A 21,329-nucleotide genomic window follows, 5' to 3' on the forward strand; every position below is an offset into this window, starting at 1 on the left:
CGCGGTGACCGGATGGCGACCCAGGAGCTCCTGGACCTCCTCGCCCCCTACGTCGGACGGCTGTGCGGCCCGATCGCGCTCCAGGACGGGCCGGACGCCACCCAGGAGGCGCTGATCGTGATCTTCCGTTCCATCGGCCAACTGCGGGAGCCCGCGGCACTGTTCGGCTGGGCGCGGGTGATCGCCGTACGGGAGGCGGTCCGGATCGCCCGCGCGGGGGCCCGGACCGTACCGGACCCGCTCGGCGAGGTCCCCGCGCGGGACGACCCGCAGCTCGCCACCGACGTCCGTGACGTACTGGAACGACTCACCCCCGCGCACCGTGCCGTGCTGGTCCTGCGCGATCTGGAGGGGCTGGACGAACATTCCGTCAGCGCGCTCCTCGGCGTACCCGAACCCACCGTACGGACCCGGCTCTTCCGGGCCCGCCGCAACTTCCGGAAGGCGTGGGAACGTTGAACGAGTCCTGGCCGGTCGCCGAGATCGACGCCGTCCGCAGGCTGCGGGTGATCGCCAGCACCACTCTCGGCGCCGGCTTCGCGGAGCACCTGCTCGACGCACCCTTCGACCAGGTGTGGGGGCTCGCCTCCGACCTGGAGAACCAACTGCCCAGACTGATCACCGACATCAGCGCCTTCACCGTGACCTCGGCCACCGGGGACCGCCTCGAAGCACGGGCCCGCAGCCCCCTGGGCATGCGGGCGCGCTTCGACATCGTGCTGCGGCCGGGCTGGTGCCTCATGCAGAGCCGGTTCGCACTCGGCGGCATGGCCGCCGTACCGGAGGGCGACGGCACCCGGTTCGCCTTCTTCGGCGCCCTGCGAGTCCCCGGGCTCCGCCTGATCGACCGCGCCCTGCAGCCGCTCCTGGACCCACTGGGCGCCAAGGCGCTCAAGCGCCTCACCGACCAGCTGACCCCCTGACGCGCCCGGCCGGCCCTATCGGTCGGCGCGGGCCCGCGCGGCGGCGACGTAACGGACCGTGAACACCATCGGGATGACGAACCCCGCGGCCTGGACGAGGGTGGCGGTCGTCGAGTGGCCGTTGCCGGCGTGGGCGAGGGCGGCGAGCACGCAGGCCGTGACCGCGAAGGCCGCGGTCCACACGGCGGTGATGACGGAGTTGATCCGGATGAACGGCTTCAGGCCCCACACCTCGCGGGGGGGTGGTGCGCTTGGCGATGCCCAGGGTGAAGGGCTGGCGCACGAGGAGCGAGACGCCGGCGATGAGGGCCAGGGTGGCCGAGGAGAGGGCTGCCGAGTAGTCGTGCACGGGCGAGTCCGGGTCGGCGAAGGCGACGGCCGTCAGCGCCGCGAAGAAGACCGCCGAGCCGATCTCGATGATCAGCGCGTCTAAGCCGACCCCGGCCAGTCGCTGCTGAACGGTCACCGCCACCGCCACCAGGAGACCGGCGAGCGCGGCCCACTGCCACTGGCTGGACGGAAGCACCGCGAAGACGATCCACGGAAGGAAGGTGCGTACGTACGACATTCGAAGACTCCCCGATCGGCCAACATTCCTACTCTGACATGTCAAAAGTAGAAGCTCCACTATCGACCTGTCAAGAGTGGAAGGTAAGATGCCGGCATGAGCCTTCGACACGCCCTCCTCGGTCTCCTCACAGAGCGCCCGGCCAGTGGATACGACCTGCTCAAGCGCTTCGAAACCTCCCTGGCCACCGTCTGGCCGGCGACCCAGAGCCAGATGTACGGAGAGCTGTCCAAGCTCGCCGACGCCGGGATGATCAGCGTCTCGGCGGAAGGCCCGCGCGGCCGCAAGGAGTACACCCTCACCCCCGAGGGCCTGGCCGAACTGCGCCACTGGCTGACAGCGACCAAGCCGCAGCGCAACACCCGCAGCGATGTCCTGCTACGAGTCTTCTTCCTCGGCGTGCTCACCCCTGAGCAGGCGCGCGGCTACCTCACCGAGCTGGTGGACCTGTCCGAGCAGGAGTACGAGAGCCTGCACCGGCTGGACGAGTCCATCGACTGGGGCGAGGACCCCCTGTCGGTCCACGGCAAGATCGCCCTGGAGTACGGCCTGCGCTTCAACGCCATGCGCCGCGAATGGGCCAAGTGGGCAGCCGACCAGATCAAATAACAACCGCCCCCGCCAACAGGCAGTCACGGCGCCCACGGAAGCCTCCCCAGGATCCCCCCAAGCCCCGGACACCACAAGACAGTTCCAGGCACGCCAGAACCAAACGCACAAAGACCCCCCGCCATGATCGGCAGGGGGTCTTCTCGCTGGTGGGCGCGGACGGTTTCGAACCGCCGACATCTGCTTTGTAAGCTCGCCCGGAAGCTGGGCCCGCCCGGCCTTGCCGCGGCTTTGATGCCATCCAGAGACCATCCGATGCTGCAGACATCCCCCGTCGTTGATGTCAGCCGTGGATGTCAGCCATCGCACTCAGATGGCCTGTACACCCGCGCCCACTTGACGCCCTCTTGCACGTCCCGCCCAGGGCCCGCACCGTGGTCAGGATGAGCTCGCGTTTCTCACAACGCAAGGGGAGGGCTACTCAGAGTGACTTCAGTGACGCCTTGGGCCGAGGAGACTTTCGGAGCCACGGCATGCCAGCTGGCCAAGATAATCCCGGCCTGCCTCGTGGAAGCACACGCCAGGGCTCGCCACGCCCATGAGCAAGTACGCACACAGACCAAAGAAGCCTACGGTCACGGTCTACACGCCGCGCAGTACGAGACGCTTGCCGCTGGCCTGGCGCCACTCGACGGAGCATCCTCCCGACGCCTACAGGGTAGGACAGTGATGGTCGTCGGCATCCACGCCATCCTGCCGATTCTCTACGCCAAGAGAGACGTCCCGGTCACCGCCGCGCGGCTCGCCAAGGCCTACGGTCTCCGGGCTGACCTAATCCGCCGCCACGGCCCGGAGCCGATGCAGCTGAAACTCGACCTCGGCCTGGACGAGCTCGACGATCAGCACGTGCATCCGGACGTTGCCCTCCTCCCACCAGAGCTTCGGCTAGTCATCGTGGCGTACGCCTGCTCGGTCGAGCAGGGTGTCATGCGGGTCGAGTGGGGCTCGGCAGAGCTGCGTGACGATCGCTATCTCGCCTGGCACCACCACGAACCGCTCCTCCCGCCGGCCACCCCTCAAGCTGCCTAGTTGCCCTGCCGGATCAGCCAAAATTGACGACCAGCCCTACTCACCTGCGGTCGAGTCGCTGAACAACCCGCCACCCCGGGGCTGAGCTGTCAGTGGTCGTCAGAATTGGCCACCGCTGAGCGCCCTCCTGCCGCCCGAGACGGCCCCCAGGAGGGCGTCCAGCGTGGCATTCGAACCGGCGCCGCCCTCACCTGCACTTCGCTCGATGTCGAGTGACTGTCAGTGCCAGGAAGTAGGCTCTTGGACAGCCGCTACACCTGGGGGGACATTGAGGAAGTTCGGGATCGAGATTGGCCTCAGTCTTGTTGTGTCGCCGATGGTCCTTGGTCGGCAGCGCGACCTGGAGAGGGCAGATATCCCTCGCGACCCCGCCTGCCATATTTATATCGTGACCCAAGCGCCCCGAATGTCGATTCTGCCTCAGGATGTAAAAATCGAGGATGGGGTAATCTCTGTAGTAGCGAGGCGCCAACATGAAGGCAATTTCACGTGCCTTGATTTTCAGATGGATTACACATACAACGCAGGATCAGGCCAGATAAAATGGACCTCGAACTACCCATTCGAAGACTTCTCCATAATTGACGAGAAGAGCGGCGAAGTCGTAGTTTCGGGGAGCGTCTACGCCCTCTTGATGCAACTCGACCTCGATCCTTCATGGCGCACACATGAGGTCCTCTACGTCGGGCAAGCATTCGGAAAAGAGGGCGAGAAGCAGGCGTTTGATCGCCTACGCAAGCACGATACTCTGCAGCGAATCTACTCAGAGCAGCGGCCGGACCGTGAAATCTGGCTCTCCCTTTGCGCGATCACCGATGTGGCCACCATGTCCACAATGCATCCAACCGATCACGGCTCGGTCAGCGAAGAGGAAGACAAAGCCCACGCGGTTCGCGTATACCAGAAGGTGATCCAGAATGAGCAATTCAACGGCCACGAGGGCGTAGCCCTAGCCGAGGCCGGGCTTATCAGATACTTCCAGCCCACGTACAACAAAATATTCCGAGATAACTTCCCCGACCCCGAGCATGTCTCCCTGTCGGAATGCATGGATCTCGAAGTTAACACTCTAGTTGTCGAACTGCATGGAATGACAATTCGAGCATCTTACGAGTCTCCCACAATCAAGGCGAGCCACCTTCATTTCGCGCAATATCCCCTCTTCGCGGCGGACGGACGGGCCTCACTTCTCGATTTTTGGAGCGAAGGAAGTCGTAGCGTTGGCGAGGACACGACATTGCTTTAGATGGGCGATTTTAGACTGCGGGATTCACGGGCGAGCGGGCTTGGAGGTAACCGGCGTTAGCCAACCTGACACCTGCTGTCATCCCGTCTGCCGTCGTCCCACACGCAGTGGTAGCGGGGCAGTCGTCAGGGGCCCAGGTGGAGCGCCCCGCTGGACGAACGACCTGGGCCCCTGGCGGCTGGTCTGCTACGGCTTGCCCTGGGACGACGGCAGGCGGGATGACAGCCCCCACCCCGAACCACAACGGAGCTGCGGTCGCACGACTGGCCCCCGCATCCCAGAGTCAGAGCGCCCCCGCCGGAGGCATCGCCTTGACGGGCGGCTTACCGATCAGGCCGGGCTCGTCCAGCCCATCAAGTCCTTAGCCATTGGCGCGCGGCCGGCGCCCCGGGCTGGAGCGGGGCGCAGACAGGAGCGCAGGCCCGGGGCGACGGGCGCGCGACGCCGCCTTGGCGGCGGAAGCGCCCTTGATGAAGTAGGGAAACTCTTACCGCAGGGGCGCCCTTGTGGCCTGGCTGGTCCGCTGCTCCCATGACCCTGACATTGCTGTGGGGGATGGGGGGCTAGTGGACGAGTTGAAGGTGACCACGTGGCAGCGGTACGGACATGATCGTCTCTATGTGAACCTGCCTGACGGGACGGTGGTCGCCTGGATGGACCGCAAGACTGGCGAGATCAGGGTCTTACGTACCGAGTACCAGGATGCTGCTCGCGCTGTGTTGGGCCGACCTGCTCCTCCGGCTCCCTCTCCGGTTCCGGCCGCGTTGCCCGGTGATGGCATCCGTCTTCGGTCGCCTCTACTCACGCCAGAGAACGACCTCGCGAAGAATCGGCCCGGTGAGGAGCTGCGGCACCGCCTCGCCACGTCAGGTCCTGGGATGTGGGAGCGCGTGATTGCGTGGGCGCTTCGACGTCAGACGGATGAAGACTCCTGGCGTACGGGGCTGGTCGGCGAACGCCGGGTGGGGCGGGAACTTGAGCGGCTGGAACGCCAGGGATGGCGTGTGCTGCACTCGATTCCGTTGCCGCGCCAAGTGGACATCGATCACTTGCTGATTGGGCCCGGCGGGGTTTTCACGATCAACACCAAGCGGCACCCCCAGAAGCGGGTCTGGGTGGGGGACGACATGGCGAAGGTCGATGGCGGCAAGGCCCACCCTTATGCGGTGAAGAGTCGGGCGGAAGCCGAACGCGCGCGCAAGGTCTTGGCGAGGTACTGCGACTTCGACGTGCCCGTGCAACCGGTCCTGGTGTTTGTCGACGTGCTCAAGCTTGATGTGGTCCCCACACAGCTCGGCCTCCGAGTCTTTCGGGAGCGTGAGGTGTCTGCCCTGGGTCCCCTGGCCGGTGTGCTCGCACCAGCTCAGGTCGAGCACATCTATGACGTCGCCAGGGATCGTCGATCATGGGCCGACGCGTGACAGGTCGGTCACGGCGCCGAGATTAGCTGTCTACCGTCGTGGCTGCGGACGTGAGGGCCTGCGTCGTCCAGAGCATCCAGGAGGCGGATCGCGAAGACCTCGGACATCTGCTCGGCCACCTCTTCCGGGGTGAGCCACGCGACCGCGGTCGATTCCTCCGACGTGCGCTCGGTGCCGCCGGACGGCTTGCAGCGGAAGACCAGAGCCACGATGCCCCGATCCGTGTTCTTGTAGACGCCGGTCAGCTCATCCACCTCGACCTCGATGCCCGTCTCCTCCAGGACCTCGCGGCGTACGCCGGCCTCCGGGGACTCGGCGAGTTCGAGGACTCCGCCCGGCAGTTCCCAATTCCCGTTGTCCGCGCGACGGATCGCCAGGAGCCGGCCGTCCTCGCGCAGCACTGCCCCGGCTACGGACACGGAGTGCAGTGGCGTTGACTTGGCCTGCGGGGAACCCGTACTCATGTACAGGAGCATAGGAGGAAGAGAAGGACTATGGGAACCGCAGCAGGAGGTGGCAGGGCCGCCGTGCCTCGGTACGTGCAGATCGCCGAAGACATCGTTCAGCAGATCCGGGCCGGGGTGCTGAGCGCCGGCGACATGGTGCCGAGTGAGTCGGAGCTCGTGGAGCGCTACGGCGTCGCGGGCGGGACGATCCGCAAGGCCATGGTGGAGGTCCGGGCGAGCGGGCTCGTGGAGACCCGGCACGGCAAGGGCTCGATTGTGAAGGCTCGGCCACCAGTACGTCACCGGTCCTCGGACCGGTTCCGGCGCACACACAGGCAGGAAGGCAGGGCTGCTTACCTCGCCGAGTCCGCCCAGTCCGGAGCCGAGGCCAAGGTGAGCGTGCTGTTCATCGGCCCCATGGAGGCGCCGGAAGAGATCGCGACGCGGCTCGGCGTCACCTCGGGGACCCAGGTGCTGGCCCGCCGGCGGCTGTACTTCCGCAACGGGACGCCCGTGGAGACGGCTACCTCATACCTGCCGTGGGACGTCGTAAAGGACATCCCGGAGCTCTTCTCCGAGAACCCCGGCCCCGGCGGCATCTACGCGCGGCTGGAGGACCACGGCCACGTCTTCGCCGAGTACGTCGAGACGCTCCAGGCCCGCCCGGCGGCCAAGGCTGAGGCGACCGAGCTGTCGCTGACGCCCGGCGCTCCGGTGGTGCATCTGCTCCGCGACGCCGTTACGGACGAAGGACGTGTGGTCGAGGTCTGCGACACCCTCATGGCCGCTGACCAGTTCGTCTTCGAGTACCGGATCCCCGCGCGCGACTGACGCTCGCTCAACTCCCCACAGCCCGCTGCGAGTTTCTCTTCGTAGCGGGTTGACTCATGTATAGGAGTCAGGCACTCTCCTTCATGTCACTCCTATACATGAGTGACGGAGTCAGGCCTCTATAGAGGAGTGATCTGCTGTGCGTCAGATTCCCGTCGACACCTCGGCCGCCATGGTGATGGTCGCCCAGCCCCCGGCCGTGAAGATCAAGGACCGCCGGACCGGTGAGATCGCGACCGATGCCGAGACCGGTGCCCAGATGATGACCGTGGACGTTCTGTTCGCCGCCTACGGAGAGGCCGAGGTCCTTTCGGTGTCCGTGCCGGCACCCGGCATCTCGGGTGAGCTGGTCATGGGTACCCCGGTGGCGCTGACCGGTCTGGTGGCCCGGCCGTGGGAGAACGAATTCAACGGCCAGAAGCGGCACGGCATCAGCTTCCGCGCCGTCGCGGTGACCTCGCTGGTCGCCGATGCCTCGAAGCCGAAGGCTGCCTGACCATGAACGCCTTAACGGTCACGCTGCTGGCCCTCGTCGCCATCGCGCTCGTACTGCGGTGGCTGCGACCGGCCTGGTACTGGTTGACCTTCGGGGTCACCTTCGCCGCCCTGCGAGTCCTTGTCCGCTACCGGTCAGTGATGGAAGCCTGCGGGCTCACCGTCCCGCCCTCCCGGTGGCGCCTGGCCCTCGCCCGGTGGTCCGACCGTCCCGTCCCGGAGTCCCGGGCCCCGCGAATCCTTCGGATGCGGCCGACGCGGACCGGGCTGGTCCTGCGGCTCAAGCTCCGGCCCGGCCAGGATGCCTACGACGTCACTGCCGCCACGGACCGGCTGCGCCACTCCTTCGCTCTGCACAACGTGACCGCGCGGGAGGTCAAGTCCTCGGTGATCGAGCTGCGGATGACCGGGTACGACGTCCTCAAGCGGGTGCAGATGCCCGCCCTGCGCGATGACAGGCCAATGAGCGTCCCGGTGGCGCTGCGGGAGGACGGCGAGGTTTTCCGCCGTGACTACCTACAGGTACCCCATGCCCTGAACGTGGGGGCCACGCAGTCCGGGAAGTCCGTCTACATGCGCACCCTGGTGGCCGGCCTGGCTACTCAGCACGTTGCCCTCGTCGGCATCGACTGCAAGAACGGCGTGGAACTTGCCCCGCTGGCACGCCGCTTCACCGCGCTCGCCGACAACCCTGAAACCGCCGCCGATCTGCTGGCTGAACTCGTCCGCTACATGGCCCGCGTCTACGAGATCATCCGGCGCGAACAGCGGATCAGCGCCGACACCCCGGATGCCGAGATCACCGCCAACATCTGGGATCTACCCAAGAACCTTCGCCCCGTCCCTGTCGTACTCCTGGTCGATGAGGTCGCTGAACTCGCCCTCTGGGTCACCAAGGAGGAGGAGAAGCGGCGGGATCAGATCATCACCGACCTGGTGCGCCTCGCCCAGCTCGGCCGGGCCGCCGGCGTCTACCTGGAGATCTGCGGCCAGCGCTTCGGCTCCGAACTCGGCAAGGGGATCACCATGCTCCGAGCCCAGCTCACCGGCCGCTCCGCCCACCGCGTCAACGACGAGACGTCGGCCAACATGGCCTTCGGGGACATCTCCCCGGACGCCGTCCTCGCCGCCGTCCAAATCCCCACCGCCCGCCCCGGCACGGCTGTGGTCGGCGACTCCTCCGGCGGCTGGGTCCGAATCCGTACCCCGCACACCACGCTCCGGCAGGCCGTGAACGTCTGCAACGCGAACGCCCACCGCACACCGGACATCGGCGAACTTGCGCCCTTCCGGCCCGTGCTCCCCGCCCCCGTGCTGACCGGCAAGGTCCTGCCGAAGCCCACCGCGGCGAGCGTCTGATCCCTCCCCTGCTCCACCGGTCGGCGTGACCGCCTCACGCCAGGTCCCTACCCCTCCCATGCCTCGACGCAGGAGTGATCCGCATGGCCACCGCGAGGAAGACCACCGCCCGCGAGCCCACCGCCAAGAAGTGCCCGACTGCGGCGGCAAGGGCGAGACCGCCGAAACCGTCCGCGTCGGCACCCGGAAGACCCGTGAAACCGCCGACCGTCAGGCCGCTCTCTGCCTGACCTGCTTCGGCACCGGACAGGCCCCGACCACCTGAGCCGCCGGTACCGGGCGGCCGACCCCCTGCGCCCTGCCCGGCCCCGGCTCCACACCCGGAAGGAGGAACCCTGATGCTCCCCAAGCCCCGCATGGACGCCGTCCTCGTACAAGCCGTGATCGCCGGGGCCCTGTCCTTCGCCCACCTCCACGACCTCGCCGAAGCTGCCGGACAGTCCGGCTGGAAGGCCTGGGCCTACCCCGTCAGCGTGGACCTGCTCCTCGTCGCCGCCTGGCGCCGACTCCGGCTCCTGCGGGACGCCGGGGAACCGGTCCGCTCGGCCTGGACCTGGTTCACCGTCGCCCTTGCCGCATCCCTCGGGGCGAACGTCGCCACCGCCGGACTCCTCGACCTCGGGCAGGTCCCCGCCTGGCTGCGGATCCTGGTCGCCGGATGGCCCGCCCTCGCCTTCCTCGGCGGAACCCTCCTCGTCCACCACGCACCCGCCCCGGCCGCCGATCCCGGCCCGGCACCGGAGAACGAGCCCACGGTCATCGAGCGCGAGACAGCCTCTGCGCCTGTCACCGAGCCGGAGCCCGTTCCGGCCCTACCGGCGCCCGTGGCTGAGCCGGTGCCCGTTCCGGCCCCGCTGGTCGAGCACGCCCGGAAGCTCGCCGCCGATCATCTGGCCCGCACCGGTACTCCGCTCGACACCGACACCCTTCGCGCCCGCCTCGGCGTACCGGCCGCCATGGCTGACGCGATCGCCACGCAACTCGCCTGACAGGAGACCGCAGATGCCCGCGCTCGATCGCTTCCACTCGCTCATGCAGATCGGCCCCGTCCAGATCGGCACCTACCGCGACCGCTACGGACGCACCAAGCACGCCGCGGTCTGCACCACCGACGGGTGCGGCTGGTCCGTCACCAACTACACGACCAGCACCGCCGCACAGCTCGCCGCCCGCTCCCACCGCTGCCGCGTCAGCTGACCTGGAAGGACAGCCCGTCATGGACGTTCCGCTCTGGCTCGCACTGATCGTCGTCGGCGCCCTCGGAATCAAGCTCATCCGGCCGCCCTGGTGGCTCGTCGCCGTGATCCTCCTCGGCGGCTACCTCCTCGCAGACAGCCTCCTCGCCCCGGTCATCGACACCGCCATCACCAAGTAACCAGCCCTCGAAGGGAGAACCGCCATGATCCGCCCCAAGATCCCGGTCAACCCGCTCCCGACCGGCCTCGTCGCCCCGCTCGTCCACCCGACCACCGGCGACATCACGCTCGGCTCGACCACTACCCCGGCCTGCGACTGCCACCACACCCCGGCCACGCCGGCCAAGGAGCCCCGCGTCCAGCTCCCCGCCGTCCGCCTCACTCCGGCTGGCCTCGTCGCCGCCGTCGCGGGTGGAGCCGGACTCGTCCTCGTCGTCGGGGCGGTCCTGGTCTCCATGCTCCTCGCGGTCGCCATCACCGGCGCCTCGGTCGCCGTCTGCGCCGTCGTCCTGCGCTCGCTCATCAACGGGCAGAACCGTCGCTGACCGGTCCCGGGACGGCCTCAACCGCCAAGTTTCCGCCGTCCCGGAGCCGTACTCCCACCCGACCCAACCGATCCGGAAGGAACCACCATCATGGCCCAGCACACCCACACCCCCGGGCACGTCTGCCCGAACTGCGACGGCCACGCCTCCGTCGCCATCACCCTCGGCGGCCGCGACCGCACCGGCCACCGCCGCACGATCACCGCCCACTGCCCCGCCTGCCACGGCACCGGAACCACCCTGCGCCGCACCGTCTCCGCTTCGGCCTGGCGGTGACCGCGTGACCAACCTGCTCCAGGACCCAGCCACCCTCGGCGACATGCTGAGGGTGGCCTCGGCCCCCGACTACAAGCGCTGGGCCGAACAGATCCGCCGAACGGGCGGCTGCTCCGACCCGATCCACATCACCGGCTGGACCGTCGCCAAGGACAAGGCCTCCGGCGAGATCCTCCACCGCTACTCCACCGAGAACGAGCCCGGCGCCCGACTCCGCATCGCCTGCGGCAACCGCAGAGCCTCCCGCTGCCCCTCCTGCGCATGGAGCTACGCCGGAGACACCTACCACCTGATCCGGGCCGGGCTGGCAGGCGACGACCGCCGCGACATCCCCGCCACCGTCCGCGAACACCCCCGCGTCTTCGCCACCCTCACCGCCCCGTCCTTCGGCCCGGTCCACAACCGCCCCGCCGGCCGTCCGTGCCGTTGCGGCCAGCACCACCAGGAGGACGCGCCCGAACTCGGCACCGCCCTCGATCCGACCACCTACGACTACGCCGCCGCCGTCCTCTTCAACAACCACGCCGGACAGCTCTGGCAGCGCTTCACGACCCGGCTTCGGCGCGAGATCGCCGCCTTTGCCGGGCTGACCCAACGCGAGCTGAAGGAAGAGGCCCGGATCTCCTACGGCAAGGTCGCCGAGTTCCAGAAGCGCGGCGCCATCCACTTCCACGCGGTCATCCGCATCGACGGACCGGCCGGCCCCCTCGACCCTCCGCCCGCCTGGGCCAGTACGGAACTCCTCGACCGCTCGATCCGGGCCGCCGTCGCCCATACGTACACCTCGGTCACCGTCCCGGCCGCCGCCGACCAGCCCGCCCGCACCTTCCGCTGGGGCACCCAGCTCGACGTGCGCCCCATCAAGGCCTTCGGGGACGGCTCCGACATCACCGAGCAGGCGGTTGCCTCGTACGTCGCCAAGTACGCCACGAAGGCCGCCGAGAACACCGGCACGCTCGACCGCCGGATCGGCAACCGCGAGGCCCTCGTCCTCCTCGACGTCCCCGACCACACCGCCCGCCTGATCGAGGCCTGCCTAGACCTCGATCCGCTCTACCCGGACCGCCGCCTCGCCGCCTGGTCGCACATGCTCGGCTTCCGGGGCCACTTCTCCACCAAGTCGAGGCAGTACTCGACCACCCTCGGCGCCCTCCGCCAGACCCGCGCCGAATACCGCGCAGCCCAGGAGCGCGAAGCTCGCGGACTGGACGACGTCGAGCCGGACACCGTGCTCGTCCTCGCCTCCTGGCAATACGCCGGCCACGGACACACGTCCGGTGAGTCCGCCCTCGCCGCCACCATCGCCCGCGATATCCAGCTCAACCGCCAGACCGCCCGCGAAGCACTACGCGACCAACTCGCCCTGGAAGGAGCTCCGTCATGACCACCGCCACCGCCGAACTGCTGACCGTGCCCGAGGTCATGGAACGGCTCAAGCTCGGGCGCTCGACCGTCTACGACCTCATCCGGTCCCGGCGGCTCGTCTCCATCACCATCGGGCGGGCCCGCCGTATCCCCGCCGACGCCGTCCGCCAGTTCATCGACCACGAGATCGAGGAGGCGGCCTGATGGCAACTCAGCGCAAGCGCAACCCGAACGGCGGCGGCACCATCACCCAGCGCAAGGACGGCCGCTTCCAGGCCGCCGTGTACGTCCTCCAGCCCGACGGGACCCGGGCCCGGAAGTTCGCCTACGGCAAGACCTGGGCCGAGTGCGACGTGAAGCGTCGGGACCTGCTCGCGAAAGTCGACCAGGGCGTGCCCGTGCCCACGCGGTCCGCCAAGCTCTCCGAGTGGCTGCCGTACTGGCTCGACAACATCGTCAAGCCGCACCGCAAGCGCACGACCCACGCCAAGTACGAGGTGCACGTCCGGCTCTACCTCGTGCCCCTGCTCGGATCGAGGCGTCTCGAATCACTGAGCGTGGGCGACGTCCGGCGGGTCCTCGTGCAGCTCCAGAAGAAGACCAGCGCCGCGACCGCCAAGGAGTCACACCGCGTGCTGCGAACCGCTCTCGCTGCGGCCGTGCGGGAGGAGCTGGTCACCCGGAACGTGGTGACGCTGGTGGAGCCTCCGAAGGTTGAGGACCGGGAGCTGTCGCCGTGGACCCTCCAGGAGACCTTGGACTTCCTCGCCGCCGGCCGCAACGACCCCCTGTTCGCCGCCTTCGTGCTGGCCATCGCGCTCGGCTTCCGGCGGGGTGAGATCGTCGGCCTGCGTTGGGAGAACGTGGACCTGGAGAAGCGGGAGATCCGGGTGCGTACACAGCGGCAGCGCGTCGGCGGCGAGGCCTACGAGGACGGTCCCAAGGGCAAGCGGCGCCGGCAGACCCTCCCGCTACCCGGGATCTGCGTCGCTCCCCTGCGGTGGCAGCGGATGAAGCAGGCTGAGGCGCGGGCCAAGGCCGGGGAGAAGTGGGAGGAGACCGGGTACGTCTTCACCACCCGGACCGGGCGGCCCATCGAGCCGCGGAACGTCTACCGGTCCTTCACCCGCGTGGCCAAGGACGCGGGTCTCAGGATCATTCGACTGCATGACGCGCGGCATGGGACGGCGACTCTGTTGACCGCCGCCGGCGTTCCGCCCCGGGTCGTGATGGAGATCCTCGGACACTCGCAGATCGCCGTCACGATGAACGTGTACGCGCACGTCGTGCAGGACACGCAGCGCGAGGCCATCGGGCACATGGATCGGCTGTTGAGGCAGCGGCCCGGTCGTTCCTGACCGCTCCCGTTGATGTCAGATCTGGATGCAAAAGACCCCCCGCCATGATCGGCGGGGGGTCTTTTCGCTGGTGGGCGCGGACGGTTTCGAACCGCCGACATCTGCTTTGTAAGAGCAGCGCTCTACCCCTGAGCTACGCACCCGTGGGCTCTTGGCCCTGGCCCCACGATGAAGTGGACAGCCTACGTGACTGCGCCCCGGCGGCTTTCACCGTGGGGCTCGGCCTCGGTTCGCGACCGGTGCCCGGGCATGCCCTGCCCGCTGCCCGAAGGCAGGACGACAGCCTACATGGAGGGCACACCCCCCACGCAAACCCGTTCCCGTGGGGGAGAATGGACCGGGGTAGGGGCAGGGGTATTTCGGGCGCGGTACGGGAGAGCAACTGTGACGACGGCACCCCGGCGATGGTTCGGCGGCGGGCGGGACGAGAGTCGGCGGGCGGACGCGCAGGCGGCGAAGGATGCCGCCGCGGCGGCGTTCTACGAGCTGGACACCGCTCAGCGGGATCTGCGGATCTCGATCGAGACGATCGCGGCCGCGGACGGGTCGCCGGAAGCGCGGCGGGTGGGCGAGGGGTTCGTCGCGCTGGGGCAGCGCATCGACCAGGTCAGCCACGTGTACATCGACGCCGTCGACGCGCACGACCTCGACCGGGTGGAGCTGGAGGCGTCCGCCGCGACGCGGGCGCGCGAGGAGCTGACCCGGGCCAAGGACGAGCTGGTGCGGGTCAAGGGCGAGCTGGACCGCTTCGCGCAGGGGCTGCAGCCCCTGCTGGACAAGGCCGAGACGCAGCTGGCCCGGGTGGCGCCCGCGCGGGAGCGGGCCAGGGCGGCGCTGCTCGCGGCGAGCACGGCTCTGGACGAGGTGCGCGCCAAGGGGATCCGGGCCGACGATCTGGCCGCCCGGCTCGCCGCGCTGGGGCCGGAGCTGACCAAGCTGAACCAGGGTGCCGCGCAGCACGGCGTGCAGGAGACCGTGCAGCGGGCCGACCGGATCCTGCGCGATGCCGAGGGCGTACGGGCCGAGGCGGCGCGGCTCCCGGAGCGGGCCGCCGAGATCGACCGGCGGCTGGTGAGTCTGCGGACCCGGGCGCAGGCGCTGCGCAACCGGGCGGACCGGGTGGACCCGGTGCTCAGCGAGCTGCGCCGAAGGTTCAGCGCGGCCTGCTGGCAGGACCTCCAGCAGGTTCCGGAGCAGGCTGTACGGGACGTCGCGCGGGCGGAGGAGCAGCTCGCGGAGGCCGGCCGGGCCCGCGACGGGCAGCGCTGGGCCGACGTAGCGGCGCTGGTGGAGGCGGTACGGGCCGCGCTGGACGCGACCGACGAGGCGGTTTCGGCCGCGCAGGACCGGCTGACCCGGCTGGAGGCGGTGGCCCGGGATCCGCAGGCCGAGGTGCAGCGGACGAGGTTCGCGATCCGGGACGCGCAGCGCCTGGCGATGGAGGGCCGCACGGTCCCCGAGGTGCGGCACGCTCGCCCGCTGGACGAGGCGGTGGCCCGGGTGGACCGGGCGCTGGCCGCGCTGGAGGACCGCCACCCCGACTACTGGGCCTTCCTCCAGGAGATGGAGTCCGTACGGTCGGTCGCGCACCGGGTGGTGGCGGACATCCGGACCGAGCGCGGTCACGGCTAGCGACGGCGGTCGGTACCGGGCGGCCGGGGGCCGGGGCCGCCGCTGCGGCCGCCGGGGGCCGGAGTTGTCCGGGGGTGGGCATCGGGCGGATGCTTGAGGGGCCAGGAAGGCCACCAGAGGAGGGCGCCATGGCCGCCCGCGCTTCCCACACGTCCCGCGGTTCTCTCATGTCCCGTGTTTCTCGTGCATCTCGTGCGACCCACAGGGATCACGCGTCCCGTGAGCCGCAGACGCCCCCCGCACCGCATGATTCGCGTGCTCCGTACGCGCCCCACGCGCTCTACGGGTGCCACGAGCCGCACGAGAACTACGCGCCGTACGTGGCCCACGAGCCCTACGGCTCCGCGTCCGACGCGGCACAGGACTCCCCCGGTCTGCTGCGCCGCCTGATGCGTCCCGTCAACGCCCGGCTCGACGACCATCTGCCCTCCGACCACAAGCTCAGCCAGGTCTACCGGGTCGGCGCCGGCCTGACCGGGCTGCTGCTGCTCGTCTTCGGGATCCTGGGGCTCGTCCACCGGATCGGGTTCTTCGACACCGGTGGCGACACGGTGCTCGCGCTGAACACGAACGGCGCGCTGAGCGTCCTGTCGATCTGCATCGGAGCGCTGCTGTTCGCCGGGATGGTGATCGGGGGCAGCTTCGCCTCGACGCTCAACATCGTGTTGGGCGTGCTGTTCATCGCGAGCGGGTTCGTGAACCTGGCGCTGCTCGACACGAAGGCGAACTTCCTCGCCTTCCACATCCCCAACGTGCTGTTCAGCTTCGTGGTGGGCGTGATGCTCATGTGGTTCGGGATGTACGGGCGGGTGGGCAGCGCCCTGCCGCACGACAACCCGTACTGGCGTGCCCGCCACCCCGAGCAAGCGGCCCGGGAGCAGCGGGCGCGTACGACCGGGACCGGGAGGCCCGTCGGGCGGCCCGCCTGAGCGGGCCGGTGCCGGCCACCCTCGTCCGTCCTACGCGCGCGAGGATCGCGAGACGAACAGCGGCGCGGGCAGGTGGCCGACGTCCCGTCCTCGGTTCCCGGTGATGCGGACGAGCTCACGCTCACCGACCCCGGGCCGGAGGCAGTACTTCCGGTTCCTCTCTCGATAATTGCTAATTAACCATTACTTGTGCAAGTCTTTACCTAGCCATGGGACAAACTAGACGAACGGTAAACGAAATGAGCGGAGGCGAAGCCGCGTACGCCGGCCGCGGGATCCACAGGACCGCCGTGGAGGAACTGGCCCGCAGGATCTTCGACGGCGTCTACGACGAGGGGTCCACGCTCGACCCGCCCCGCCTCATGGAGGAGCTCCACGTCAGCCAGACCGTGCTCCGCGAGGCCATCAGGGTGCTCATGGCCAAGGGGCTGCTCGACGCCCGCCAGAAGCGCGGCACCTTCGTACGGCCGCGCGCCGACTGGAACCTCTTCGACGCCGACGTCCTGCGCTGGAAGCTCGCCGCCGGCGCGCCCGACTGCTTCTTCTCGGACCTGCTGGACCTGCGCCGCTCGATCGAGCCGGCCGCGGCAGCGCTGGCGGCCGAACGGGCCACCGGGCAGGACCTCGCCGCGCTGGACGCGGCGCTGGACGCGATGGCGACCGGCGGCACCGACCCGGTGCTGCACGTGCGGGCGGACGCCTCGTTCCACCTGGCGCTGCTGACCGCCTCGCACAACCTGTTCTTCACCCAGATGTACCGGGTGATCATCCCGGCCCTCGTGGAACGCGACCGCGCGGTGCACAAGGGGCACTTCGAGAACCCGTACGCGATCCACCGGGACGTGGTCGACCAGATCCGGGCCGGCGACCCGGACGGGGCGTACATGGCCGTGCTCGACCTGCTCGACGTGGCGCAGCGCGACCACCCGTAGCACCGGAGCCCCCGGGAGCACCGGCGGAAACGCTCATGGCCCCGCCCTTCCATCCCCCCACACGCACCTCAAAAGGCAGGCATTTCCATGGAGTTCGGCGCAGCGCTGCGACGGGAGCGGCTCGTCGCCATCGTCCGCGGCAGGGACGCCGAGGCGTCCTTCCGCACCGTCATGACCCTCGTCGAGCAGGGCGTGCCGCTCGTCGAGGTCTCCCTCAGCGGGACCGGCGCCCTCGACGTCATCGGCCGGGCCCGCAAGGAGCTCGGCGACGAGGCCTGGCTCGGGGCCGGTACGGTCCTGACCGCCGAGGACGCCCAGCGGGCGGCCGGGGCCGGGGCCAACCTGATGGCCACCCCGGGACTCGGGGCCGGCGTGGACGAGTCCGTCCGGCAGGGGCTGCCGGTACTGGCCGGGGTCATCACCCCGACCGAGGTCATCGCGGCCGAAGAGGCGGGGGCCTGCGCCCTCAAGCTGTTCCCCGGCTCGATCGGCGGACCGGCGTACCTGCGGGCGTTGCGCGCCCCCTTCCCCGACCTGCCGTTCGTACCGGTCGGCGGGGTGGACTCGGCCGCCGCGGCCGAGTACCTGTCCTCCGGCGCGGTGGCGGTCGGCGTCGGCTCCCCGCTGATCGGGGACGCGGCCGACGGCGGCGACCTGGACGCGCTGCGGCGCCGGGCGGCGGAGTTCAAGGCGGCCTGCGGGTGGGCGGCATGAGCAGGCCCGACGTCCTCACCTTCGGGGAGACCGTGATCGCGCTGCGCGGCGGTGGTCCGCTGCGCCCGGGCGGGACCATGGAGGTCTCCGTCACCGGAGCCGAGTCGAACGTGGCGATCGGCCTCGCCCGGCTCGGGCACACGGTCCGCTGGGCGGGCGCGGTCGGCGAGGACGAGGCCGGCGGGCTGGTGCTGCGGACGCTGCGCGCCGAGGGCGTCGACGTCAGCGGGGCCTCCCCCGACGACGGCGGGGCCCCGACCGGGCTGGCGCTCGACGAACCGGGGCCGCCGGCGCTCGCGCGGGTCCGCTCCTACCGCGCGGGGTCGGCCGGTTCGCGGCTCAGGGCCTGCTCGCTGGAGCGGGCCTTCACCGCGGCCCCGCCCAGGATCCTGTACCTGACCGGGATCACCCCGGCGCTGTCCCGCTCCGCACGGTCGGCGGCGGCCCTCGCGCTGCGCCTCGCGGCCGAGCACTCGGCGCTGGTCTGCCTGGACGTCAACTTCCGGTCCCGGCTGTGGAGCGCGCAGGAGGCGGCGGCGGTGCTGCGGGAGTGGGCACCGTCCGTGGACGTCCTGATCGCCTCGGACGGCGAACTCCCCCTCTGCCTGCCGCCGGACGGCCCGGACGATCCCGCCGTCCGGGCCAAGGAGCTCCTGGCGCTCGGGATCGGGGAGGTGGTGGTCACCCTCGGTGCGGCCGGGGCGACGGCCTACGCCGAGGACGGCTCGTCGGTACACGCTCCCGCGCGGGCGGTCCGGGCGGTGGACACGGCCGGCGCGGGCGATGCCTTCACCGCGGGCTACCTCTCCGCCCTCCTCGACGGTTGCGACACGGCGGGCCGCCTGGACCGCGCGGTCCGGGCGGGCGCCTTCGCGGTGGCCTCACGGGGCGACTGGGAGGGTGCCCCGACCCGTACGGAACTCGGCCTCCTGTCCGCGGCGGCCGGGGCCGTACCCCACTGAGTCGCCGGCGGGCCCGGACCGACACGGGGGTGATGCCATGACCCACAGCGATATTGACCCTGACTCCTTCCACGACCGCGTCGTCCTGATCACCGGCGGAACCAGCGGCATGGGCCTGGCCACCGCGCGGCTCCTCCTGCGCCGCGGCGCCCACGTCGTCGTCACCGGCCGCGCCGAGGACCGCCTCGCCGCCACGGCCCGGCGGCTCGACCCCTACTCCGACGGCGGCACCCGGCTGCTGACGGTCCGTGCGGACTCCGCCTCCTTGGCCGATCTCGACCGGCTGGCCGACCGCGTCGGGGAGCGCCACGGCCGCCTGGACGGCGTGTTCGCCAACGCCGGAGTCGGCATCAGCACACCGGCGAGGTCACCGAGCAGGACTTCGACCACACCGTCGACGTCAACTTCAAGGGCACCTTCTTCACCGTCCACAAGGCCCTGCCGCTGCTCGACGCGGCCGGCGGCGGCTCGGTGGTCATCAATGCGTCGTGGACGCTGCACCGCGGACTCGCCGTCGTCCCGGTGTACGCGGCCACCAAGGCGGCCGTCCACAACCTGGCCCGCACGATGGGCACCGGACTCGCCGGACGCGGCATCCCGATCAGGTGGAGTGCCGGCGCCGAGCCCGGCCCCAGCAGGGCCAGGCTCGGCGCTGCCCCGGGCAGGCAGAATCCTCCTATGAGCACACCGCTTGGCCTGGGCGAGTTCCTGCGCACCCGCCGCTCCCTCCTGCGCCCCGAGGACGTCTCGCTCCCGGACTTCGGCGGACGGCGCCGGGTGGCCGGACTGCGCCGCGAGGAGACCGCCCAGCTCGCGGGCGTGAGCGTCGACTACTACACGCGGATGGAACAGGGCCGCGTACCCAATCCCTCCCCCGCCGTCCTGGACGCCCTCGCCCGGGCCCTGCGCCTCGACGAGGACGAGACCGCCCATCTCCACCGCCTCACCCGGGCGGGGTCCACCGCACGCGCCGGCGCACACCGTCCGGCCCCGTCGCAGCACGTGCGCCCGGTGCTCAAGCGCCTGCTGGAGGAACTGACGGACCTGCCCGCGATGGTCATGGGCCGGCGCATGGACGTCCTGGCCTGGAACCCTGCCGCGGCCGCGCTGTTCGGCGACTACTCCGCCCTGCCCCGGGCCGAGCGCAACATCGCCCGGATCACCTTCCTGGACCCCGCCTCCCGGCACCTCTACGCGGACTGGGCCCGGTGCGCCCGCGAGAACGTCGCCTACCTGCGCCTGGCCGCGGGACAGCACCCCGACGACCCCGAGCTGGCGAACCTGATCGGCGAACTGTGCCTGAAGAGCGAGGACTTCCGCCGCTGGTGGGCCGAGCACCCCGTCCAGGACAAGACCACCGGCACCAAGCGGTTCCACCACCCCGTCGTCGGCGACCTCGAACTCGCCTACGAGACCCTGCGCACCGCCGAGGACGATCAGGCGCTGATCACCTACGCCGCCGAGCCCGGCACCCCCTCCCACGACGCCCTGCGCATGCTGCTCGCCTGGACCGCGTCCGCACCGCTGCCCGCCGGAGCCTGACCACGGTGGCCCCGGTGCGCCAGCGCTTCCCGGGCGGGTGCGCTGCGCATAGCCTGTACCGCATGCCCCGTTACGAATACCGCTGCCGGACCTGCGAAGACACCTTCGAGGTCAGCCGGCCCATGGCCGAGTCCTCCGCGCCCGCCGACTGTCCCGCCGGGCACGCCGATACCGTCAAGCTGCTCTCCGCCGTCGCGGTCGGCGGGACCAGCAGCGCCCCCGCGGCCCCGATGGGCGCGGGCGGCGGAGGCTGCTGCGGTGGGGGCGGCTGCGGCTGAGCCGCCGCCCGGTCAGCGCTTGCGCGACAGGGTCAGGCCGTCGGAGATGGCCAGCATCACCGACTCCATGCGGGTGTCCGCCGCCACGTGGTCGTTGTAGGCCCGGACACCCGCCGCCGCGCCCGTGGCCGACTCGTCCAGCACCGTGCCGTGGTAGAGGGTGTTGTCCGTGACGATCAGCCCGCCCGGGCGCAGCCGCGGCACGAGCTCCTCCCAGTAGGCGATCTGGCTCTGCTTGTCCGCGTCCACGTACGCCATGTCGATGTGCGGCTCGGCCGGCATCGCGCGGAGCGTGTCCAGCGCCGGCCCGATCCGCAGGTCGACGCGGTCCGCGACGCCCGCCTTCACCCAGGCCTCGCGCGCGTACGCCGTCCACTCCTCCGAGACGTCGCAGGCGATGAGCCGTCCGTCAGCCGGCAGTGCCTGCGCCATCGACAGGGAGGAGAAGCCGGTGAAGGTACCGATCTCCACGATGTGCCGGGCGCCCGTCAGGCGGACCAGGAAGGCCAGGATCGGGCCCTGTTCCTCCGCCGACTGCATCCCCGCCGAGTTCGGGAACACCTCGTACGTCGTCGCCACGAGCCCCCGCTGGACCTCGTCCAGCGGAGGGTTGTGCGCGAGCATGTACCGGTAGAGCTCGTCTGTGATCTTGGTGCTGTTGCCCTTGGTCATG

Annotated in this window: 28 protein-coding genes, 1 tRNA gene and 1 pseudogene; 26 read left to right on the forward strand and 4 right to left on the reverse strand. The window is 70.1% G+C overall.

Going from position 1 to position 21,329, the window contains the following annotated elements:
- Positions 1-12: 12 nt before the first annotated feature.
- Positions 13-459, forward strand: coding sequence for an RNA polymerase sigma factor (locus OG389_RS11800; protein ID WP_328298432.1), 447 nt, complete (start codon positions 13-15; stop codon positions 457-459).
- Complete coding sequence (locus OG389_RS11805) at positions 447-923, forward strand: hypothetical protein (RefSeq protein ID WP_328298433.1); 477 nt, start codon at positions 447-449, stop codon at positions 921-923. Before OG389_RS11800 ends, OG389_RS11805 begins: the two co-directional genes overlap by 13 nt.
- A 15-nt stretch (positions 924-938) precedes the next feature.
- On the opposite strand, the gene OG389_RS11810 is transcribed toward OG389_RS11805, so the two are convergent.
- Entirely contained in the window at positions 939-1,154 is a 216-nt protein-coding gene (locus OG389_RS11810) for a hypothetical protein (RefSeq protein ID WP_328298434.1), read from the reverse strand.
- 433 nt (positions 1,155-1,587) lie between these two features.
- Between OG389_RS11810 and OG389_RS11815 the strand changes: the two genes are divergently transcribed.
- The 4 genes from OG389_RS11815 (at position 1,588) to OG389_RS11830 (ending at position 5,796) form a co-directional block, all read left to right on the forward strand.
- On the forward strand, positions 1,588-2,100 hold the full coding sequence (locus OG389_RS11815; RefSeq protein ID WP_328298435.1) for a PadR family transcriptional regulator: 513 nt from the start codon (positions 1,588-1,590) through the stop codon (positions 2,098-2,100).
- A 669-nt stretch (positions 2,101-2,769) separates the two neighbouring features.
- The gene (locus OG389_RS11820) at positions 2,770-3,129 is read left to right on the forward strand and encodes a hypothetical protein (protein WP_328298436.1); all 360 of its coding nucleotides are present in this window, start codon (positions 2,770-2,772) and stop codon (positions 3,127-3,129) included.
- A 163-nt stretch (positions 3,130-3,292) separates the two neighbouring features.
- Entirely contained in the window at positions 3,293-4,375 is a 1,083-nt protein-coding gene (locus OG389_RS11825; protein ID WP_328298437.1) for a hypothetical protein, read from the forward strand.
- A gap of 566 nt (positions 4,376-4,941) precedes the next feature.
- Positions 4,942-5,796 carry a nuclease-related domain-containing protein gene (locus OG389_RS11830; RefSeq protein ID WP_328298438.1) on the forward strand — a complete coding sequence of 285 codons (855 nt, stop codon included), beginning with the start codon at positions 4,942-4,944 and terminating at the stop codon, positions 5,794-5,796.
- 8 nt (positions 5,797-5,804) lie between these two features.
- Here OG389_RS11830 and OG389_RS11835 read toward each other — a convergent pair whose 3' ends face one another.
- Entirely contained in the window at positions 5,805-6,272 is a 468-nt protein-coding gene (locus tag OG389_RS11835; protein ID WP_328298439.1) for an NUDIX hydrolase, read from the reverse strand.
- Between the two features lie 18 nt (positions 6,273-6,290).
- Here OG389_RS11835 and OG389_RS11840 point away from each other — a divergent pair, with 18 nt between their 5' ends.
- The 12 genes from OG389_RS11840 (at position 6,291) to OG389_RS11895 (ending at position 13,667) form a co-directional block, all read left to right on the forward strand.
- Positions 6,291-7,073, forward strand: a complete 783-nt coding sequence (locus OG389_RS11840; protein WP_328298440.1) for a GntR family transcriptional regulator — start codon at positions 6,291-6,293, stop codon at positions 7,071-7,073.
- Between the two features lie 139 nt (positions 7,074-7,212).
- On the forward strand, positions 7,213-7,569 hold the full coding sequence (locus OG389_RS11845; protein WP_328298441.1) for an SCO3933 family regulatory protein: 357 nt from the start codon (positions 7,213-7,215) through the stop codon (positions 7,567-7,569).
- A 2-nt stretch (positions 7,570-7,571) separates the two neighbouring features.
- On the forward strand, positions 7,572-8,927 hold the full coding sequence (locus OG389_RS11850) for an FtsK/SpoIIIE domain-containing protein (protein ID WP_328298442.1): 1,356 nt from the start codon (positions 7,572-7,574) through the stop codon (positions 8,925-8,927).
- A gap of 130 nt (positions 8,928-9,057) precedes the next feature.
- Positions 9,058-9,192, forward strand: a complete 135-nt coding sequence (locus tag OG389_RS11855) for a hypothetical protein (protein ID WP_328298443.1) — start codon at positions 9,058-9,060, stop codon at positions 9,190-9,192.
- Positions 9,193-9,265: 73 nt separating this feature from the next.
- On the forward strand, positions 9,266-9,916 hold the full coding sequence (locus tag OG389_RS11860; RefSeq protein ID WP_328298444.1) for a DUF2637 domain-containing protein: 651 nt from the start codon (positions 9,266-9,268) through the stop codon (positions 9,914-9,916).
- 13 nt (positions 9,917-9,929) lie between these two features.
- Positions 9,930-10,124, forward strand: coding sequence for a mobile element transfer protein (locus OG389_RS11865; protein WP_328298445.1), 195 nt, complete (start codon positions 9,930-9,932; stop codon positions 10,122-10,124).
- Between the two features lie 19 nt (positions 10,125-10,143).
- The gene (locus OG389_RS11870; RefSeq protein ID WP_328298446.1) at positions 10,144-10,302 is read left to right on the forward strand and encodes a hypothetical protein; all 159 of its coding nucleotides are present in this window, start codon (positions 10,144-10,146) and stop codon (positions 10,300-10,302) included.
- 24 nt (positions 10,303-10,326) lie between these two features.
- Positions 10,327-10,668, forward strand: a complete 342-nt coding sequence (locus OG389_RS11875; protein WP_328298447.1) for a SpdD-like protein — start codon at positions 10,327-10,329, stop codon at positions 10,666-10,668.
- A gap of 90 nt (positions 10,669-10,758) precedes the next feature.
- Positions 10,759-10,944, forward strand: a complete 186-nt coding sequence (locus OG389_RS11880) for a hypothetical protein (RefSeq protein ID WP_328298448.1) — start codon at positions 10,759-10,761, stop codon at positions 10,942-10,944.
- A 4-nt stretch (positions 10,945-10,948) separates the two neighbouring features.
- Complete coding sequence (gene repSA, locus OG389_RS11885; RefSeq protein ID WP_443059253.1) at positions 10,949-12,328, forward strand: replication initiator protein RepSA; 1,380 nt, start codon at positions 10,949-10,951, stop codon at positions 12,326-12,328.
- Complete coding sequence (locus OG389_RS11890; RefSeq protein WP_328298449.1) at positions 12,325-12,513, forward strand: helix-turn-helix domain-containing protein; 189 nt, start codon at positions 12,325-12,327, stop codon at positions 12,511-12,513. The genes repSA and OG389_RS11890 overlap by 4 nt, the downstream gene beginning before the upstream one ends.
- Positions 12,513-13,667, forward strand: coding sequence for a tyrosine-type recombinase/integrase (locus OG389_RS11895; protein ID WP_328298450.1), 1,155 nt, complete (start codon positions 12,513-12,515; stop codon positions 13,665-13,667). The genes OG389_RS11890 and OG389_RS11895 overlap by 1 nt, the downstream gene beginning before the upstream one ends.
- Positions 13,668-13,735: 68 nt before the next feature.
- Here the strand turns inward: OG389_RS11895 and OG389_RS11900 are convergent.
- Positions 13,736-13,810, reverse strand: a tRNA-Val gene (locus tag OG389_RS11900).
- Between the two features lie 241 nt (positions 13,811-14,051).
- On the opposite strand from OG389_RS11900, the gene OG389_RS11905 reads away from it, so the two are divergent.
- The 8 genes and pseudogenes from OG389_RS11905 to OG389_RS11940 all read left to right on the forward strand — a co-directional run bounded on the left by OG389_RS11905 (position 14,052) and on the right by OG389_RS11940 (position 20,656).
- Positions 14,052-15,299, forward strand: a complete 1,248-nt coding sequence (locus OG389_RS11905) for a hypothetical protein (RefSeq protein ID WP_328298451.1) — start codon at positions 14,052-14,054, stop codon at positions 15,297-15,299.
- Positions 15,300-15,688: 389 nt separating this feature from the next.
- Positions 15,689-16,228, forward strand: a complete 540-nt coding sequence (locus tag OG389_RS11910) for a DUF4383 domain-containing protein (protein ID WP_328303704.1) — start codon at positions 15,689-15,691, stop codon at positions 16,226-16,228.
- Positions 16,229-16,467: 239 nt separating this feature from the next.
- Positions 16,468-17,160, forward strand: a complete 693-nt coding sequence (locus tag OG389_RS11915; protein ID WP_328298452.1) for a FadR/GntR family transcriptional regulator — start codon at positions 16,468-16,470, stop codon at positions 17,158-17,160.
- Positions 17,161-17,247: 87 nt separating this feature from the next.
- Positions 17,248-17,874 (forward strand): bifunctional 4-hydroxy-2-oxoglutarate aldolase/2-dehydro-3-deoxy-phosphogluconate aldolase, encoded by a 627-nt coding sequence (locus OG389_RS11920; protein WP_328298453.1) that lies wholly within the window; start codon positions 17,248-17,250, stop codon positions 17,872-17,874.
- Entirely contained in the window at positions 17,871-18,836 is a 966-nt protein-coding gene (locus OG389_RS11925) for a sugar kinase (RefSeq protein WP_328298454.1), read from the forward strand. Before OG389_RS11920 ends, OG389_RS11925 begins: the two co-directional genes overlap by 4 nt.
- Positions 18,837-18,945: 109 nt before the next feature.
- Positions 18,946-19,379: pseudogene (locus OG389_RS11930) on the forward strand (SDR family NAD(P)-dependent oxidoreductase); the annotation flags it as partial.
- Between the two features lie 135 nt (positions 19,380-19,514).
- Entirely contained in the window at positions 19,515-20,378 is an 864-nt protein-coding gene (locus tag OG389_RS11935) for a helix-turn-helix transcriptional regulator (protein ID WP_328303706.1), read from the forward strand.
- 62 nt (positions 20,379-20,440) lie between these two features.
- Positions 20,441-20,656 (forward strand): FmdB family zinc ribbon protein, encoded by a 216-nt coding sequence (locus OG389_RS11940; RefSeq protein WP_328298455.1) that lies wholly within the window; start codon positions 20,441-20,443, stop codon positions 20,654-20,656.
- A 12-nt stretch (positions 20,657-20,668) separates the two neighbouring features.
- On the opposite strand, the gene OG389_RS11945 is transcribed toward OG389_RS11940, so the two are convergent.
- Entirely contained in the window at positions 20,669-21,328 is a 660-nt protein-coding gene (locus OG389_RS11945; protein ID WP_328298456.1) for an O-methyltransferase, read from the reverse strand.
- Position 21,329 lies beyond the last annotated feature (1 nt).

The sequence above is a fragment of the Streptomyces sp. NBC_00435 genome (genome assembly GCF_036014235.1).
Classification (GTDB): domain Bacteria; phylum Actinomycetota; class Actinomycetes; order Streptomycetales; family Streptomycetaceae; genus Streptomyces.